General features: G+C 72.6%; 16 protein-coding genes. 7 read left to right on the plus strand and 9 right to left on the minus strand.

Annotated elements, in window-relative coordinates; genetic code table 11:
- The first annotated feature begins 25 nt into the window (after nucleotides 1-25).
- Nucleotides 26-925 carry an SIS domain-containing protein gene (locus CP978_RS31545; RefSeq protein ID WP_043446589.1) on the plus strand — a complete coding sequence of 300 codons (900 nt, stop codon included), beginning with the start codon at nucleotides 26-28 and terminating at the stop codon, nucleotides 923-925.
- 12 nt (nucleotides 926-937) lie between these two features.
- Complete coding sequence (locus CP978_RS31550; protein WP_043446592.1) at nucleotides 938-1822, plus strand: class II fructose-bisphosphate aldolase; 885 nt, start codon at nucleotides 938-940, stop codon at nucleotides 1820-1822.
- 82 nt (nucleotides 1823-1904) lie between these two features.
- Here the strand turns inward: CP978_RS31550 and CP978_RS31555 are convergent, their stop codons facing one another.
- Nucleotides 1905-3077, minus strand: coding sequence for a methyltransferase (locus CP978_RS31555; RefSeq protein ID WP_174498700.1), 1173 nt, complete (start codon nucleotides 3075-3077; stop codon nucleotides 1905-1907).
- Between the two features lie 94 nt (nucleotides 3078-3171).
- Here CP978_RS31555 and CP978_RS31560 point away from each other — a divergent pair, with 94 nt between their 5' ends.
- Both CP978_RS31560 and CP978_RS31565 read left to right on the plus strand, forming a co-directional pair.
- On the plus strand, nucleotides 3172-3861 hold the full coding sequence (locus CP978_RS31560) for an alpha-ketoglutarate-dependent dioxygenase AlkB family protein (protein ID WP_043446595.1): 690 nt from the start codon (nucleotides 3172-3174) through the stop codon (nucleotides 3859-3861).
- Nucleotides 3858-5096, plus strand: coding sequence for an ROK family protein (locus CP978_RS31565; protein WP_043446597.1), 1239 nt, complete (start codon nucleotides 3858-3860; stop codon nucleotides 5094-5096). The genes CP978_RS31560 and CP978_RS31565 overlap by 4 nt, the downstream gene beginning before the upstream one ends.
- Nucleotides 5097-5130: 34 nt before the next feature.
- On the opposite strand, the gene CP978_RS31570 is transcribed toward CP978_RS31565, so the two are convergent.
- Nucleotides 5131-5967 (minus strand): EamA family transporter, encoded by an 837-nt coding sequence (locus CP978_RS31570; RefSeq protein WP_043446599.1) that lies wholly within the window; start codon nucleotides 5965-5967, stop codon nucleotides 5131-5133.
- Between the two features lie 152 nt (nucleotides 5968-6119).
- Here CP978_RS31570 and CP978_RS31575 point away from each other — a divergent pair, with 152 nt between their 5' ends.
- Together CP978_RS31575 and CP978_RS31580 are read left to right on the plus strand one after the other, a co-directional pair.
- Entirely contained in the window at nucleotides 6120-6980 is an 861-nt protein-coding gene (locus tag CP978_RS31575) for a MurR/RpiR family transcriptional regulator (protein ID WP_043446601.1), read from the plus strand.
- A 173-nt stretch (nucleotides 6981-7153) separates the two neighbouring features.
- Nucleotides 7154-7435 (plus strand): SHOCT domain-containing protein, encoded by a 282-nt coding sequence (locus CP978_RS31580; protein WP_043446603.1) that lies wholly within the window; start codon nucleotides 7154-7156, stop codon nucleotides 7433-7435.
- Nucleotides 7436-7520: 85 nt separating this feature from the next.
- Here the strand turns inward: CP978_RS31580 and CP978_RS31585 are convergent, their stop codons facing one another.
- Both CP978_RS31585 and CP978_RS31590 read right to left on the minus strand, forming a co-directional pair.
- Complete coding sequence (locus CP978_RS31585; protein WP_079162419.1) at nucleotides 7521-8042, minus strand: ATP-binding protein; 522 nt, start codon at nucleotides 8040-8042, stop codon at nucleotides 7521-7523.
- Nucleotides 8043-8284: 242 nt separating this feature from the next.
- A complete protein-coding gene (locus tag CP978_RS31590) occupies nucleotides 8285-8608 on the minus strand; it encodes a hypothetical protein (protein WP_043446607.1) in 324 nt (107 codons plus the stop codon).
- A 395-nt stretch (nucleotides 8609-9003) separates the two neighbouring features.
- On the opposite strand from CP978_RS31590, the gene cds1 reads away from it, so the two are divergent.
- Complete coding sequence (cds1, locus tag CP978_RS31595) at nucleotides 9004-10128, plus strand: L-cysteine desulfhydrase Cds1 (RefSeq protein ID WP_043446609.1); 1125 nt, start codon at nucleotides 9004-9006, stop codon at nucleotides 10126-10128.
- A gap of 36 nt (nucleotides 10129-10164) precedes the next feature.
- Here cds1 and CP978_RS31600 read toward each other — a convergent pair whose 3' ends face one another.
- From CP978_RS31600 to CP978_RS31620, 5 genes are all read right to left on the minus strand, one after another.
- Nucleotides 10165-11007 carry a DeoR/GlpR family DNA-binding transcription regulator gene (locus CP978_RS31600; RefSeq protein WP_043446612.1) on the minus strand — a complete coding sequence of 281 codons (843 nt, stop codon included), beginning with the start codon at nucleotides 11005-11007 and terminating at the stop codon, nucleotides 10165-10167.
- Nucleotides 11008-11243: 236 nt separating this feature from the next.
- A complete protein-coding gene (locus CP978_RS31605) occupies nucleotides 11244-13685 on the minus strand; it encodes a right-handed parallel beta-helix repeat-containing protein (RefSeq protein WP_043446615.1) in 2442 nt (813 codons plus the stop codon).
- A gap of 122 nt (nucleotides 13686-13807) precedes the next feature.
- The gene (locus CP978_RS31610) at nucleotides 13808-14413 is read right to left on the minus strand and encodes an Rv1733c family protein (protein WP_043446619.1); all 606 of its coding nucleotides are present in this window, start codon (nucleotides 14411-14413) and stop codon (nucleotides 13808-13810) included.
- Nucleotides 14414-14920: 507 nt separating this feature from the next.
- Entirely contained in the window at nucleotides 14921-15748 is an 828-nt protein-coding gene (locus CP978_RS31615) for an MOSC domain-containing protein (protein WP_043446621.1), read from the minus strand.
- Nucleotides 15749-15796: 48 nt separating this feature from the next.
- Nucleotides 15797-16237 carry a DUF6643 family protein gene (locus CP978_RS31620; protein ID WP_043446624.1) on the minus strand — a complete coding sequence of 147 codons (441 nt, stop codon included), beginning with the start codon at nucleotides 16235-16237 and terminating at the stop codon, nucleotides 15797-15799.
- Nucleotides 16238-16464 lie beyond the last annotated feature (227 nt).

Below are 16464 nucleotides of genomic sequence, written 5' to 3' on the forward strand. Positions count from 1 at the left end.
GCAATGCTGGCGGGAGGGGTGCGGTATGACGCATGTCGAGGACGAACTGAACAGCCAGCCTGAGTGCTGGAGCCGTGCCGCCGAGCGCGCTCCCGCACACCGGGATGCGCTGCCGGCGGCGGGGGAGCGGGTCGCGATCGTGGGATGCGGGACCTCGTTCTTCATGGCGCAGTCCGCCGCCGTGCTGCGCGAGGGGGCGGGCCAGGGCGAGACGGACGCCTTCGCCGCCTCCGAGTTCCCGCGGGGGCGCCGGTACGACCGGGTCGTCGCCCTCACCCGGTCCGGCACCACCACCGAGGTGCTCGATCTCCTGGGCGACCTCCGCGGCCGCACCAGGACCACCGCGATCACCGCCGATCCGGCCACCCCCGTCAGGGAGCGGGCCGACGAGGTGATCGCGCTGGATTTCGCGGACGAACGCTCCGTGGTGCAGACCCGGTTCGCCACCACCGCCCTCACCCTGCTGCGCGCCCACCTCGGCCGGCATACGGACACCGTGGTCGCCGACGCCCGTACCGCGCTCGGCACCCCGCTGCCCGAAGGGCTCGTCGACTGCGACCAGTTCACCTTTCTGGGCCGCGACTGGACCGTGGGGCTCGCCCACGAGGCCGGGCTGAAGATGCGCGAGGCCTCGCTGGCCTGGACCGAGTCCTATCCGGCGATGGAGTACCGGCACGGCCCCATCAGCATCACCACCCGTGGACGGGCGACCTGGATGCTCGGCGAGGCCCCCGAGGGGCTCACCCGGCAGGTCGGGGAGACCGGAGGGCTGTGGGTGTCCGGCGGGCTCGACCCGCTCGCCGAACTGGTCCGCGTCCAGCGGCTCGCCGTCGCCCTGGCCGCCGCCCGGGGCCTCGACCCCGACCGGCCGCGGCATCTGACCCGTTCGGTGGTGCTCGCCCCCGCCGACCAGAGCGCCCGCTGAGAGGGAGGGACCGTGCCCCTCACCCACACCGGTGAGCTGATCGCCGCCGCCGTGGCGGCACGTGGTGCCGTCGCCGCGTTCAATGTGATCACTCTCGAACATGTCGAAGCCGTGATCGCGGGCGCGGAGGCGGCCCAGGCTCCCGTCGTGCTCCAGATCAGCGAGAACGCCGTCAAGTTCCGCCAGGGACGCCTGCTGCCGCTCGCCCGAGCCGCCGCCGACGCCGCCCGGCACGCCGCCGTCCCCGTCGCCCTCCATCTCGACCATGTCCGGAGCGACGCCCTGCTCCGGCAGGCCCCGGGCGCTGGCTTCAGTTCCGTGATGTACGACGCGGCCCGGCTGCCGTATGCGCAGAACCTCGCCGCCACCCGCGCCGCCGCCGACTGGGCACACGCCCAAGGGCTGTGGATCGAAGCGGAGTTGGGGCAGATCGGGGGGAAGCACGGCGAGCCCCCGCCCGACCCGCACACGCCCGGCGCGCGCACCGACCCCCGGGAGGCGGCCGCCTTCGTGGCCGACGCGGGTGTCGACGCCCTGGCCGTCGCCGTCGGCAGCACCCATGCGATGGCCACCCGCACCGCCGCCCTCGACCACGGACTGCTCGGGCGGTTGAGCGCCGCGCTCGATGTGCCGCTCGTGCTGCACGGCTCCTCCGGGCTGCCGGACGAGGAGCTGAGGGCGGCCGTCGCCGGCGGCATGGCGAAGGTCAACATCGGTACCGCGCTGAATGTCGCCATGACCGGTGCGATCCGGGAGTTCCTCGCCGCACACCCCGAGGCGGTCGACTCACGCGGCTATCTCACCGTGGGGCGGGAGGCGATGGTCCACACCGTCACCCATCTGGTCACGGTACTGCGATCGGATGGCGCCCCCGCGCCGTCGCACGGATCCCCGTAGCCCGCCGCCGGCGACACGCGACACGCGACACGCGACACGCGACACGCGACACCGGACCCGGGCCTTCGCCCGTCCCGGCCGGCTACCGCTTGACGGCCTTCAGCACCACGAACTTCGCGTCGCTCGCGACCAGTTCGCTGTTGCCGAAGAGGCGGCGCAGCTTCATGTGATAGCCCAGATGACGATTGCCGATCACCCAGAGCTCGCCGCCCGTCCGCAGGGCACGCCGCGCCCCGGTGAACATGCGCCAGGCGGTGGCGTCGGTCGTCGCCTGATGGGAGTGGAACGGCGGGTTGTTGAGCACCAGGTCCACGCTCGCGTCGGGCACCCCGGACAGGCCGTCACCCACCCGGAACTCCGCCGTCCCGTCGGCGTTGTCCCGGTAGGTCGCCCGGGCCGAGGCCACTGCCTGGTACGACTCGTCGACGAACACCACTTCGGCCCCGGGGTCGGCCAGCGCGGCGGCCAGCCCCACCACCCCGTTGCCGCAGCCCAGGTCCACGATCCGCGACCCGCCCCGGGTCACCGGGAGATGCCGCAGAAAGAACCGGGTCCCTACGTCGAGACGGTCCGCGCAGAACACGCCCGCATGATTGGTGACGGTCCGGCCGGACAACGGGCCGATGCCGTCCGGCAGCCGATAGCGGTACGGCCACGGGTCGGCGCCCCGGTCACGTCCCGGCTCGGGGGTGCAGAAGATCAGCCGGGCCTTCTGCTCGGCGAGCGAGGTGCGGGTCGGGCCCAGGATCCGCTCGAACAGCTTCAGCGTCGAGGTGTGGATCTCCTTCACCATCCCGGTGCCCACCACCACCGTCCCCTCGTGCACCCCGGGCGCCAGCCGGTGCAGCTGGTCCTCCAGCAGGGCAAGGCTCTTGGGCACCCGGACCAGCAGCACATCGATGCGGGACGGCGGCTCGTCCTGGGTGGTGAGCAGCCGGACGGCGTCCTCCTCGACACCGTTGCGCGCGAGGTTGGCGCGGGCGGCCTGATGGGCCAGGAAGGAGTCGGTGATCTGCGTCAGGGCGCCCCCTGCCGGGACGGTCCGCGTCGCACGGTGAGCCGCGAGCGCGGTGGTGAGCGCGCCCCACCGGTCGCCGAGGACCACGACCGCACCGTCCAGGGGCGTGTCGTTCGCCGCGAGATGCCGCAGCAGATAGGAGTCGGACGCGTCCCAGGCGCGCAGCCGGTCGCGGGGATCCTCGGGGAAACGGGTCAGCTCACAGGCGCCCCAGGGCGTGGTCACACGGTCGTTCATGGTGCGTCCAGGCTAGCCGAGCCCCGGCCGGGCCCCTGGTCCGGCCGGGTGCGCACCCCTCCGCCGCCCGCGCCGGATGCGTGATGATGGGGCCATGGACGCCGAGCTGTTCCCGCGCAGCCGCAGGGAGGTCGCACCCGGCGCCGTCCAGGTGCCGGACTGGCTGGACACGGACCGTCAGCTCCGGCTTCTGCGGGCCTGCCGGGAGTGGGCCCGACCGCCCGCCGGACTGCGCACCGTCCACACCCCGGGCGGCGGCACGATGACCGCCCGGCAGGTCTGCCTCGGCCTGCACTGGTACCCGTACGGCTACGCCCGCACCGTCGTCGACGGCGACGGTGCCCCCGTCAAACCGCTGCCCGGCCGACTGGCCGCACTGGGCCCGGAGGCGGTCGAGGCCGCTCTCGGCCCGGAGTTCCTGCCCTCCGAGCCCTACGACATCGCCCTGATCAACTTCTATGACGCGGATGCCCGTATGGGCATGCACCGTGACCACGACGAGCGGTCCGGCGCCCCCGTGGTGTCGCTCAGCCTCGGCGATTCCTGCGTCTTCCGCTTCGGCAACACCGAGAACCGGGCGCGCCCCTTCACCGATGTCGAGCTGCGCAGCGGCGACCTGTTCGTCTTCGGCGGTCCGGCGCGGTTCGCGTACCACGGGGTGCCGAGGGTGCACCCGGGGACGGCACCCGCCGCGCTCGGGCTGACGGGCCGGCTGAACATCACGCTGCGGGTCAGCGGTCTCGGACCGGACCCGGAGCGGATCATGGGAGACTCGCCCTCATGACTGGCAAGGCGGGCCTGAGGGCGGCAGGGGAAGGGAACGCGCGGACGCGGCTGGACCGGGGGCGCGGAGCGCTCGGTCCCGCTCTGGAACTGGTGCACACCGGACGTGCGCCCACGCGTGCCGTGCTCACCACCGAACTGGGCGTCACCCGTGCCACCGCCGGGGCGGTGGCCGCCGAACTGGAGGCGCTGGGGCTGATCCGCGTCGACGCCCACCCGGGCGCCGCCGCGGGCGCGCAGGGCCGGCCCTCGCACCGGCTCGAACTCGCCGACGACGGGCCGGTCGCGCTCGCCGCCCAGGTGCACGCGGACGGCTTCCGTGCCGCCCTGGTGGGGCTCGGCGGCCGGATCGTCGCGACCGCGCCCGGCTGTGAGACCGTCGACCCCGATCCCGCGAAGGTGCTCGGTTCGGTGGTCGAGGCGGGCGCCGAACTGCTGCACGAGACCGGGCGGCACTGTGTGGGCGCCGGACTCGCCGTACCGTCCGCGGTCGCCGAACCCGAGGGCCTCGCGCTCAACCCCCTGCACCTGGCCTGGCCGGTGGGCGCACCCGTGCGGGAGATCTTCGCCGAGCGGGTGCGGGCCGCGGGCATCACCGGGCCCGCCTTCGCCGCCAATGACGTCAACCTCGCCGCGCTCGCCGAGCACCGGCACGGCGCGGGTCGTGGCTCCCGGGACCTGTTGTGCGTGGCCACCGGGCACCGGGGGGTGGGCGGTGCGCTGGTGCTCGACGGCAGGTTGCACACCGGCAGTTCGGGGCTCGCGCTCGAGGTGGGCCATCTCACCGTCAACCCCGAGGGCCGTCCCTGTCACTGCGGCAGCCGCGGCTGTCTCGACGTGGAGGCGGACCCGCTGGCCTTCCTGGAGGCCGCGGGCCGCGACGCCGGCCCCGAGGTCTCGCTGCTCCAGCAGTCCAACGACCTGATCCGTACCCGGTACCGGACCGACCCCGCCGTGCGCGCCGCCGTCGAGCTGCTGATCGACCGGCTGGGCCTGGGCCTCGCCGGGCTGGTCAACATCCTGAACCCGGACCGCATCATCCTCGGCGGACTGCACCGCACCCTGCTCGACGCCGACCCCGAACGCCTCCGCGCCGTCGTCGCCGACCGCAGTCTGTGGGGCCGCAGCGGGGGTGTTCCCATCCTGGCGTGCACGCTGGACCACAACAGCCTGGTGGGGGCGGCCGAATTGGCCTGGCAGCCGGTGCTGGACGACCCGTTGACCGCGCTGGCCTGAGCCGGTCCGGCGGCCCGGGGACGCCCGAGGGGCTTCAGGTCAGCAGCCCGATACCCGTCAGGACGACCGCGCTCGCCGCCAGGCGCAGGCGGCCGAAGGGCTCCCGGAAGAGCAGTGTGGCGATGGCGGCGGCGACCAGGATCCCGGTCTCGCGCAGCGCGGCGACGGTGGTGGCGTCGCCGCGCGCCTGTGCCCAGATGACCAGTCCGTAGGCGGCCAGTGAGAGGAATCCGCCGGTCAGTCCGGTGCCGCAGACGGGCCGGAGCTGGGCCCAGAGCGCCGTACGGCGGCGGGCGAGGGCGAGCAGCGGCAGCACCGGCCCCTGGCACAGGAACAACCAGGCGATGTACGCCAGGACGTCGCTGCCCTGCCGTACCCCGGTGGCGTCGACGAGGGTGTACCCGGCGATGATCACGCCGGTGCAGGCCGCCGCGCCCAGGGCGGGCAGCTGGGCCCGGCCGATGCGTCCGGAGGCGAGGGCGAGGGCGGCGAGCCCGCCGGAGACCAGCAGCACGCCGGTGCACTGGAGCGGGGAGAGCCCGGCGCCCAGGAAGGCGACCGAGGCGACGGCGACGAGCAGCGGCGCGAGACCCCGGGCCAGCGGATACATCTGGCCGAAGTCCCCCAACTGGTAGGCGCGGAGCAGAAAGAGCTGGGAGGTCACCTCCAGCACGGCGGAGGCCGCGATGAAGGGCCAGGCGGCGGGCGCGGGAAGCGGTGTGAGACAGACGAGGAGGCCGGCGCCGAGGGTGTAGGCGCAGTTGATCAGGGCGAATGCCACCAGCTTGTCGGGGATGCGATGGGCCATCGAGTTCCAGACGGCGTGCAGCACCGCCGCCGCGAGGACGGCGGCGTAGGCGGAGACGGGCATGACGAGGCGGCTCCTGAGGGGGCGGCAGGGAAAGGCGGAGGTGAGCACGGAGTGGGGGAGGAGGGGCGGACAGGGCGGAGGGACGTGCGGCGGGAATTGTGTGCCGGAGGCGTGAGTCGGTCTGGAATTCGATTCCGCGATAGGCTAGGCATATGGAACAGAATTCCGCAACCGAATCAGGGGGCCCGCTCGCCGCGCGGATCAGGGTCCGGCTGCCGGAGCTCCCGGACACCGAGGCCCGGGTGGCGCGGGTGGCGCTGGAGCAGGGGCCGGCGCTGGTCCACCTCAGCGTCAGCGATGTCGCCGCCCTCGCCGGGACCGCGCCGTCCACCGTGGTACGCGCCTGCCAGCGGCTCGGCTTCCGCGGCTTCCAGGAACTGAAGATCGAGGCGGCCCGGGGAGCCGTCGCCCCGACCCCGCCCGCGGCGGACGGCGACGACCCGGCCGCGCGTGCCCTGGCCGACACCGTCCGCGCCTCCCGCGACGCCCTGGACGGCCTCGCCGCGACCCTGGACCCGGCTGTCGTCGCCGCCGCGGCAGCGGCACTGGACTCCGCGCCGCGCGTCGTCGTGGCCGCGGCCGGCCTGTCCGTCGCCGTCGCCTACGACGTCGCCTACCGGCTGCGCGCCCTCGGCTGTCTCGTCGACGCCCCGGCCGACGCGCTCACCGCGCAGCTCGCCGCCGCCCAACTCCCCCCGGACGGCGTGTGCTTCGCGATCAGCCACACCGGCGCCACCCGCAGCACCGTGGACACCGCCCGCCGTGCCCGCGCCGCCGGAGCGGCCGTCGTCGCCCTCACCAGCTATGCGCGCTCACCGCTCAGCGAGGCCGGCACCCATGTCCTCGTCGCCGGCGGGCAGGACCTGGTCTTCGGTCTGGAGACGTCCGCCAGCCGCATCGCGCACCTCGCGGCCGTGGACACCCTCACCCACACCCTGATGGCGCTCCGCCCCGAACAGGCCCGCCGTCATCTGCATCTGTCCGCCGACGTCACCGCCGACCACGCCTACTGACCTGCCGTCCGCATCGGCACGGCTTTTGGGTGTCGCGGTACGGAGCAGGGGCCGGCCGCCCGCGTACTCCCGGGGAGGTAGGCGTACCGCCGCTCGCCGTACGACGACCCAGCCCCCCATCCGGCGCCACTCTCGGGGTGTCACCGCAGAACCCACCGAGGAGATGACCCGAGATGCAGACACTCGCCCACGGGGGCCACGGTCCTGGACCGTGGATCCTGTTCTTCCCGCTGATCTGGGCGGTCGTCGTGGTCGGCGTGGTGAGCGTGCTGCGCCGCACCGTCCGGCTCGGCCGCGGCGCCCCCTGGGGTGGCGGGGACGGCCGGGCCACCGGCGACGCGCCGATCGCCGTCCTCGGCCGCCGCTTCGCCTCCGGGGAGATCGACGAGGACGACTACCGGCGCCGACTGGCCGTCCTGGACGAACGGTTCGGCGGCAAGGACGGCGTCGTATGAACCCCCGCCCGGCGTCCGCCGCCACGCCATGACCCGGGCGGGGACCCCCGTCCGGAAGGAACCGGGCGGGGGCACCCCCGGTCGGTCAGCCGACGACGGCGGACTCGGCGGGAGCCTGCCGCACCCTGCGCTCCTCCACCGCGAGCGCACGGGCCGGGGTGCCCAGGGCATTCTCGTACGGTCTGAGGTCCGGCAGCGGCCGGGCCGGTGCCGCCGGCGCGGGAAGCACGAACCAGACGACCTTGCCCGCGTCGCCGTCGGGGCGCGCGCCCCAGCCGTCGGACATCGCGGCGACCATCGCGAGACCGCGACCGCAGGTGGCGTAGAGATCCGCCTCGCGCACCTCCGGCAGCCGGGGGTCGTGGTCGTGCACGGACACCGTGAGACGGTCGAGCAGCAGCTCCATCGCCACGGTGCACGTCTTGTCGGGCTGGGCATGCAGATGGACGTTGGTCAGCAGCTCCGTCACACCGAGCGACGCCCGGTCTATCAAGAGATCGAGATGCCAGTAGCGCAACTGCGCCGATACGATTCTGCGGACCTGACCGATCCGCCACGGCAGGGCTTGGAGCTCCACCGTGCAGTGCCTGCTTGGCTGACTGATCACGGCTGCGACTCCCCGAAGTGAGGTCCGGAAGACGACGGAGATCGGATCCAGCAGGAGGGCCGGGCGTACAAGCCGCCTGCTGTGCGGCTGAGTGCTCCGGCCGCTTGCTGCGGAACGGCTTCGTACGGGGGCCGCCCGCTGTCCTGACCGGCGGGCTGGTTCTTCAGCGTGAGCGCCGGTAAACCCAGAGTGATGTGAGATCAGAGTGGCGCAGCGGGTGATGTCCCGCAACTCGTACCCGCTCAGCCGTTGCGCCCCGCCGCCCTGCGGACCGCCTCGATGAAACGACGTGCCGACGGCGGCCCCGGCTGCCCCGGCGCGGGGTCGTGGTCGCCGAGGGTCAGTGAGTAGCGTGTCCCGTTCACATCGGCCAACGCCCGGTCCTCGGCCGCGAACCAGGGCTTCGAGGCGCGTACCGCCCCCACGGGCGCGCTGTCTATCTCGCTGCCGTAGCTGGTGAGCAGGCGCAGTCTGCCCTCGCTGATCCGGACCTCCCCGGCCCGGGTGAGCGACCGCAGCCCTTTCTCGATCCGCACGCCTGTGGCCGCGAACTCCGGCTCCGCCATGATGCCCCGTCCCCTTGCGTGTTCGGCTGTGTCCGGTCCGGATCCCTCGTGGACCGCGATCCCCGGCGTGGACCTGATCGCGTCCGGTCTGCTCCACCGTGTATCCCGTACGGCGGCGTCCGTGTGGTGCCCGGCCGTGCCGACGGGCGGTGCCCGCCGTTGCAGTCTGCCCCCGCCCGGCGTCCCGCACCAGAGTCCCCGGCGAGGTCCGCACCGGGTGTCGGCGCATTCGCATGGATGCGCCCCCTGTCGATCGCCGCCACCCGTCCCAGGGTGCCTTTGGGGCGCTCAAAGATGCGTTTATGCAGGTGAGAAGCGTGCGAAAGGTGTCTATCATCGGGGCGTCCGGCCGAGTGAACCCGGCGTCGGCACACCCCCGGTAAGGAGCCCCCGCGGTGAGCACTCCCCAGATCACCCGCCCCGGTGAGACGCAGGACGTCGACCGCAGCGACGCCGGGTACCGTGCCTGGCTCAAGGAGGCCGTCCGGAAGGTCCAGGCCGACGCGAACCGCTCGGCGGACACGCATCTGCTGCGCTTCCCGCTGCCCGAGGAGTGGGGCGTCGACCTCTATCTCAAGGACGAGTCCACCCACCCCACCGGCAGCCTGAAGCACCGCCTCGCCCGCTCCCTGTTCCTGTACGGACTGTGCAACGGCTGGATCCGGCCGGGGCGTCCGGTGATCGAGGCGTCCAGCGGCTCGACGGCCGTCTCCGAGGCCTACTTCGCGAGTCTCATCGGTGTGCCGTTCATCGCGGTGATGCCGCGCACGACCAGCGCCGAGAAGTGCCGCCTGATCGAATTCCACGGCGGGCGCTGCCACTTCGTGGACGACTCACGGAAGATGTACGAGGCCTCGGCCGCCCTCGCGGCGGAGACCGGGGGCCACTACATGGACCAGTTCACCTATGCGGAACGGGCCACGGACTGGCGCGGCAACAACAACATCGCCGAGTCCGTCTTCCGCCAGCTGGAGCTGGAGCGGTTCCCGGAGCCCGCGTGGATCGTGGCCACGGCCGGCACCGGTGGCACCTCGGCGACCATCGCGCGCTATGTGCACTACATGCAGTACGACACCCGTATCTGTGTCGCCGACCCCGAGAACTCCTGTTTCTTCGAGGGCTGGACGACCGGCGATCCGGAGGTCACCTGCGACCGCGGCTCGCGCATCGAGGGCATCGGCCGGCCCCGGATGGAGCCCAGCTTCGTGCCCGGCGCCGTCGACCGGATGATGAAGGTCCCGGACGCGGCCGCCGTCGCCGCCGTACGCGCCCTGGAACGGGTCATCGGCCGCAAGGCGGGCGGCTCCACCGGCACGGGCCTGTGGAGTGCGCTGAAGATCGTCGCGGAGATGGTCGCCCAGGGCCGTACCGGCAGCGTGGTGACCCTGCTCTGCGACCCGGGCGACCGCTATCTGGACAAGTACTACTCGGACGGCTGGCTCGCCGAGCAGGGTCTGGACATCGCCCCGTACACGGCCGCCATCGAGTCGCTGCTGGCGACGGGGGTCTGGCCGGACTGACCCCGGCAAGGCGGGGCCCTGCGCCGGGCCGGTCCGTCAGAGCTCCGTGGTGTCCTCGGGAGTCTCCTCGGGCTCCCCGGCCACCACCAGCCGTCTGAGCTGCTCCGCGATCTCCGCCCGCGCCCCGGAGGGCAGCCCCGCGTCGGTCACCAGCGTGTCGACCTGGTCCAGCGCGGCGAACGAACTCAGGCCCACCGTGCCCCACTTGGTGTGGTCGGCCACCACCACGACGCGTCGTGCGGACTGCACCAGCCGCCGGTTGGTCTCGGCCTCCGCCAGGTTCGGCGTCGACAGGCCCGCCTCCATCGATATCCCGTGCACGCCGAGGAACAGCACATCGAAGTGGAGCGAGGCGATCGCCTGGTCGGCCACCGGGCCCACCAGCGAATCGGACGGGGTGCGCACCCCGCCCGTCAGGACCACCGTGGCGGCGCCCTGCCGCCGGCCGGAGGCGCGCTGTGCCGAGTGGAAGACGTCCGCCACCCGCACCGAATTGGTCACCACGGTCAGATCCGGCACATCCAGCAGATGGTGGGCCAGCGCATAGGTCGTCGTACCGCCGGAGAGGGCGATCGCCGTGCCCGGTGCGACCAGCTCGGCCGCGGCCCGCGCGATGTCCTCCTTGGCCGTCAGCTCCAGGCCCGACTTGGCCTCGAACCCGGGCTCATGGGTGCTCGCCTCCAGCACCGGCACCGCCCCGCCGTGCACCTTCTCCAGCACTCCCTGACGGGCGAGCGCGTCGAGGTCGCGGCGGACCGTCATATCGGACACGCCGAGCTTGCGGGTCAGTTCGTTCACACGGACGCCGCCCCGTCGTCGCACCTCGTCCACTATCAGGGCGCGGCGCTGCTCCGCGAGGAGGTTCTGATTCTCACTCACGTCCGCTTCGCTCCCTTTCGTCCGATGTGTTCCGGCTTGGTGCGTCCATATCGATGTCAGGAAGGTCCTGCTCCCGCCACCGGCGCCCAGGACCTCTCATCCTCGCACGGGTCCCGCCGCGCGGTGCCACCGCCCATGCGCCCGACTGTGCTCACCCCACCGTGACCGTGAGCCCGCCGCGGTCATGATCTTCGTGGCTCGCCGAAGCGAGCGGGGCCCGGCAGCCGGGGCCTGGGTCAGGGCAGCTCCGGCAGGTCCTCCGGGTAGAGCAGGGTCAGGTCGTCCGTGCTCGGTTCCGTCAGCTGGGCGACCCGGCCCGCATGGCGCTCCACCATGGCCTCGAAGGTCTGCCGCGCGGTGCGGCCGTTGCCGAAGGTGGGCCCCTTCGGGAGCGCCGTGAAGTACTTCAGCAGTGACTCGCCGGTCCCGGGGCCCAGCCGGTACTCGTTCTCCTCGGCCTGCTGCTCCACGATCCGCAGCAGCTCCTCGGCTCCGTAGTCCCCGAAGGGGATGGTCCGTGAGAACCGCGACGCCACACCGGGGTTGACCGACAGAAAGCGCTCCATCTCGGCCGTGTAGCCGGCGACGATCACCACCACCGCGTCCCGGTGATCCTCCATCAGCTTCACCAGGGTGTCGATGGCCTCACGCCCGAAGTCACGCCCGGAGTCCTCCGGCGACAGCGCGTACGCCTCGTCGATGAACAGCACCCCGCCGCGTGCCCGGTCGAAGGCCTCCTGGGTGCGGATGGCCGTGGAGCCGATGTGCTCGCCGACCAGGTCGACCCGGGACACCTCGACCAGATGACCCTTGTCCAGGACGCCGAGCGAGGCCAGGATCTCTCCGTAGAGCCGGGCGACCGTGGTCTTGCCGGTGCCGGGGGAGCCCGTGAACACCAGATGCCGCCGCGCCGACGCCGCTTTCAGACCCGCCTGCTGCCGCCGGCGGCCCACCTCGATCATGTCGGTCAGGGCGCGCACCTCGCGCTTGACGCTCTCCAGGCCCACCAGCGCGTCGAGTTCACCGAGCACCGCCTGGGAGGTGCGCGCCGAACGCTCCGGCTCCGGGGCGGCCGTGACCAGGGACTCCTGCTCGGTGGTGCGCTGGCCGGGGATGGCGCTCAGCAGCCCGGACGAGGGGCTCGACGTCTGCACGGCGGTCTCCTGGGCCGCCGCGGGCCGCCGCACCCCGCCGCTCTCGTCGCTGGTGCAGTCCTCCACGACCGCTCCGCTGCCGGACGCCCCCGGACCGCCGTCCGCGAACTCATAGCCCCCGCGCGCGCACCGCTCCGTACGGCACTTCTTCAGCGTGGCGCGGCAGCCGTCGATCACATGGAAGCCGTAGCCGTCGCTGTCGACGACCCGGCAGTCCAGAAAGCTGCCCCGGCCGTCCGCCGAGACATAGAAGCCCGCGTCCGAGGGGGAGCCCACCGTGCACCGCTCGATGGTGGGATCGGCGCCCTTGGTGACGATCACGCCCGTGCGGGTGTCGTCGAGGGTGCAGCCGGACAGCGTGCCGCCGCTGCCGTGGTCCCTGAACCAGGCGCCCGTCGCCGCCTCCCGGATCCGGCAGTCGTCCAGTTGCGCGGTGGCGCCGTCGCTCACGGAGACCGCGGTGTTACGCACCCGGGTGAGATCGCTGTCCACCACGTCCGCGCGGGAACCCCGGTCGAGGACGAACAGGGCGTCCGGAACATCGTGCACCCGGCACGACTCCAGTACCGCGGTCGCGCCGTCGCTGATCCACACCGCCGGATAGTCGCCGGTGCTGTCGGAGATCTCGCACTGATGGGCGTCCACCCGAGTGCCCGGGTCCCACACCGACAGGCCGTTGCGGCCGAACTGCCGCACCGTCGTGCGGGTCAGCGTGAGCACCGAGCGGGAGCGCAGGTCCACCGCGTTCTCGGGGATGTCGTGGATACGGCAGTCGGCGAGGGTGAGCACCGCGTCCGTGTCGAGCGTGACGCCGTCCGCGGTCGTGCGGTGCACCTCGCAGTCCGTCAGATGCGCCGTGGCACGCCCGGTGATCTGCACACCGGAGCCCCGCACCTCGTACACCTCACAACCGACGGCCTCCAGCGAGGAGTTCTCCCCGGTCGCCGAGAGCCCCGCCCCGGAGGAGTGGTGCACCCGGCAGCGCTCCAGCCGCGGGTGGCCGCCGTCGTGGACCGTGACGCCCGACCGGGCCGACGCCACCACCTCGCACTCCTCGAACACACCGCCACCGCCGGCCACGACCGCGATGCCGACCCCGGCCGGATTGTCGACCGTGCAGCGCCGCACCGTGGGGCGCCCGCCGCCACGGACCTCGATGCCGGCCGAGGACCGCGTCATGACCCGTAGGTCCACCAGCTCCGGCGCACCCTCCTCGACGAGCAGTGCGGGCGCGGCCGAGTCCTGGCCCTCGATGTGCAGGTCCTGGACCACGGCGGAGGCCCGCACGGTCAGTGGCACCCCGTCCACCGGAGCGATGCGCACGGCGCCGGGGGAGCCTTCGGGCCCGCGCAGGGTGATCGCCCGCTGGAGGACGAGGTTCTCCCGGTAGGTGCCGGGAGCGACGGTGAGGACATCGCCGTCGCCCGCGGCCTCCAGAGCGGCGGCCAGTGATGTGTACTCGCCCGTGCGGCGCCGCCACCGAGACGTGCCGGTGTGCGTCACCTGGACCGTGCCCTGTGCCATGCGCTGCTGTGCCCCCACCTCGTCCAACGCGGGTTCTCGCGAAGATACCGGACGGCCGAACGGCCCGGCCGGTCAACCGTAGCGTGCGCGGACGCGGTCGGTGGACCGGAGTCCGCGGGCGGTCAACTGCCCGTGCCGGTACGACCCCAGTCGGGGCCCGCCTTGTCCCATGCCTGGTCCCAGCGTGCATAGCGGGCGCGGAGCATCCGACGGACGATCAGCCGTCGGCCGCCCTCCACGAGCGCCGCGGTCAGCGCGGCCGTCCCGATGCCCGTCAGCACGGCGTGTGCCGTCGCGGTGGAGCCGTCCAGCGGGGCGGTGGTGATGCGGCCGTGGTCGTCGGTCCAGAGCGTGAAGCGGTCCCCCGGCTGAGGGGATCTGAGGGCGGACAGCACGGTGGCCTGCTGTGTGGTGCCGTCCGGGGCGGTCCAGCGGGCGAGCACACGGCTGTGTGCATCGCGTGGGGTCGCGGACCTCGGATCCGGGTCCAGGGGGACGCGGTTGAGCTTCTTGACCACGGTGGCCGCGATCTGATGGCGGGCGAACTGCTGGTCCCGCACGGTCTGTTGCAGCATGTGCTCGGCGACCGCTCCGATCACGATCCCCATGAGGGGCGCGACGACCAGGACCATGACGAGGGACACCAGGGCCACCCAGGCCTCGGACAGATCGGTCCGGCGGCACAGAGGATTGTGCCGCCAGCGCCACAGACCGCTGATCGCTCGCATCGCCGGGCACCCCCTCCCGCGTCCGTGATACCCCAGCACTCCGCCGCTCGTCCCCGCGGGGACGGAAGAGAGAGCGACATCACCTTGCTCAGGCCACACGCGTCCCTCAGGGAATTCTCATGCAGAGTCAACGTTCGTTCTCCTCATCCAGTTCCCGTCCCGGCCGCCGAATCGGAGATCTTTTTCGACCGGATTGATTTCCGGCTCCGGAAAAACCGCGGAAGCACGGCCGGAAACCGGAAGCGGGACGTGGGTAGGGAAGAAGTGAGCGGAGGTGAGGCCGAAGTGGGGGCCGGATGCCGGAAGTCGGGGCCGGATGTCGGGAACCGGGAGCCGGAAGTCGGGGCCGGGGCGGGGAACGCGGAGCCGGAAGACGGGCCCGGCGGTGGGAAGTTGGCGTTCTTCGGGCCGGGAACGGGGTGCCCTGGGCCGGGTCGGCCGGGCGCAGCTCGAGCTGCGGGCCCGGGAGGGGCCGGGGGAGGGTGAAATGCCGGGCGGGCCGGGGCGTCAGTCCAGGAGTGTGACCGGATCGCCGACGCGGACCGTTCCGGGCGCCTCCGGCACCAGATACTGTCCGAAGATCAGCTCGCGGTCGATGCGCCGGTGGCGGCCGAGGGTGCGCAGCGGCTCCCTGCCGCGTTCGGCGGTGGACTGGTCCGTGGTGGTCACGACACAGCGCCCGCACTTCTTGGTGACCCGGAAGACGACCTTCCCGATCGCGACCCGCTGCCAGCCGTCCTCCGCCCAGGGCGCCGTTCCCGCCACCACGGCGTTCGGCCGGAACCGGTTCATCGGCAGGGGGCCCTCGCCGGGGTGATCGCCATGCTCGATCAGGGAGTTGAGGGCGTCGAGAGAGGCGAGCGTGGTGAGCAGCAGGGGGTAGGCGTCGGCCAGGCTGACGGTCTCGCCCGGCCGCCCGTACGGCGGGTCGTCGAGGGGACGGCGGGTGGCGGGATCGTCGAGATGGACGAGGGTCACCCGCCGACCGAGATACGCGCTGAACCAGTCGCTCGCCTCGGGGCCGGCGGGCACCGTCTCGATCTTCTCCCCCGCCCAGTGCGCGGTCGTCGTACCGACCGGATCGGGCACGGCGACGGTGAGCGGCTCCCGGCCGGAGGCGGACATCCGGACGGCGCCATCGGGGAGCGGCTCCGCGGCGGCCAGCGCCAGCCGCGGCTCCTCGCGTTGGGTCACGACCCGGCCCGCCTCGTCGATCAGCGCCCAGCGCCGGTCCCCGGACAGCCCCCATGGCTCCACCACGGCCTCCCGGAGCGCCCGGCCGCGCAGCGCCTTGACCGGGTGGACGTGAATCGAGTGCAGCACCGTGTTCGGCATGAGGCCATCGTGCCACCGGGAGCCGATGGCCTCATCCCCTTGGACGGATCAGTACCCCCGGTACTGCTGCCCGTTGTTGTACGGGTCCTGGTACGGGGCCTGCACCGGGCGCGGCGCCGCGGGGCGCATCGCCTCGTACCCCGTGCCCGCCGGGCGCGGCGGCTGCATCTGCTGCTGGGCCGGATAGCCGCGCGGGCCCGTCTGCTGCGGGATGTACGCGGTGGGGGCCTGATGGACCGGTGCCGGCTGCGGCGCCTGCTGGTAGCCGTAGGACGGCGGCTGAGGGGAGGGGGCGGCCGGCAGCGCGGGAAGCGACGACGGCAGAGCGGGCAGGTTGCTGTGGCCCGGAGTCTCGTACGCGGAGGGGACCCGGATCGGAGCGATCTGAGGGGTGCCACGCTCGGCCACGAGCGAGTCATAGATCGGAGTGTCCGGGAAGGGCGAAGCGGAGTAGTAACCGCCGCCATAGGTGGAGCGGGGGGAGGTCATGGCACATAAGTTAAGCCCACGATGTGCTGGTTGGGGAGACCGATTAGAGGGTTGTTTTTCGTGTCCGGGGTGACGTGGGATCCCCAATGCGAGCGAACTTGGCAAAAAAGGGCAGCAATCGAGGTTTGGATCCTGTAAGGCCGAGTTCCGATCCGGTTACCCGGAGCTGAACACCAGTGTTCCGGGCGGGTCATGCGAGTTCGGCACCGGGGAGGATTAGGTTGGCC

It is taken from the genome of Streptomyces nodosus (assembly GCF_008704995.1).
Classification (GTDB): domain Bacteria; phylum Actinomycetota; class Actinomycetes; order Streptomycetales; family Streptomycetaceae; genus Streptomyces; species Streptomyces nodosus.

What these genes read in the sequence shown, in the direction of transcription:
- CP978_RS31545 (WP_043446589.1), top strand. Translation starts at nt 26, where the DNA reads ATGACGCATGTCGAGGACGAACTGAACAGCCAGCCTGAGTGCTGGAGC.
- CP978_RS31555 (WP_174498700.1), bottom strand. Translation starts at nt 3,077, where the DNA reads ATGAACGACCGTGTGACCACGCCCTGGGGCGCCTGTGAGCTGACCCGT.
- CP978_RS31560 (WP_043446595.1), top strand. Translation starts at nt 3,172, where the DNA reads ATGGACGCCGAGCTGTTCCCGCGCAGCCGCAGGGAGGTCGCACCCGGC.
- CP978_RS31565 (WP_043446597.1), top strand. Translation starts at nt 3,858, where the DNA reads ATGACTGGCAAGGCGGGCCTGAGGGCGGCAGGGGAAGGGAACGCGCGG.
- CP978_RS31570 (WP_043446599.1), bottom strand. Translation starts at nt 5,967, where the DNA reads ATGCCCGTCTCCGCCTACGCCGCCGTCCTCGCGGCGGCGGTGCTGCAC.
- CP978_RS31575 (WP_043446601.1), top strand. Translation starts at nt 6,120, where the DNA reads ATGGAACAGAATTCCGCAACCGAATCAGGGGGCCCGCTCGCCGCGCGG.
- CP978_RS31580 (WP_043446603.1), top strand. Translation starts at nt 7,154, where the DNA reads ATGCAGACACTCGCCCACGGGGGCCACGGTCCTGGACCGTGGATCCTG.
- CP978_RS31590 (WP_043446607.1), bottom strand. Translation starts at nt 8,608, where the DNA reads ATGGCGGAGCCGGAGTTCGCGGCCACAGGCGTGCGGATCGAGAAAGGG.
- CP978_RS31605 (WP_043446615.1), bottom strand. Translation starts at nt 13,685, where the DNA reads ATGGCACAGGGCACGGTCCAGGTGACGCACACCGGCACGTCTCGGTGG.
- CP978_RS31610 (WP_043446619.1), bottom strand. Translation starts at nt 14,413, where the DNA reads ATGCGAGCGATCAGCGGTCTGTGGCGCTGGCGGCACAATCCTCTGTGC.
- CP978_RS31615 (WP_043446621.1), bottom strand. Translation starts at nt 15,748, where the DNA reads ATGCCGAACACGGTGCTGCACTCGATTCACGTCCACCCGGTCAAGGCG.
- CP978_RS31620 (WP_043446624.1), bottom strand. Translation starts at nt 16,237, where the DNA reads ATGACCTCCCCCCGCTCCACCTATGGCGGCGGTTACTACTCCGCTTCG.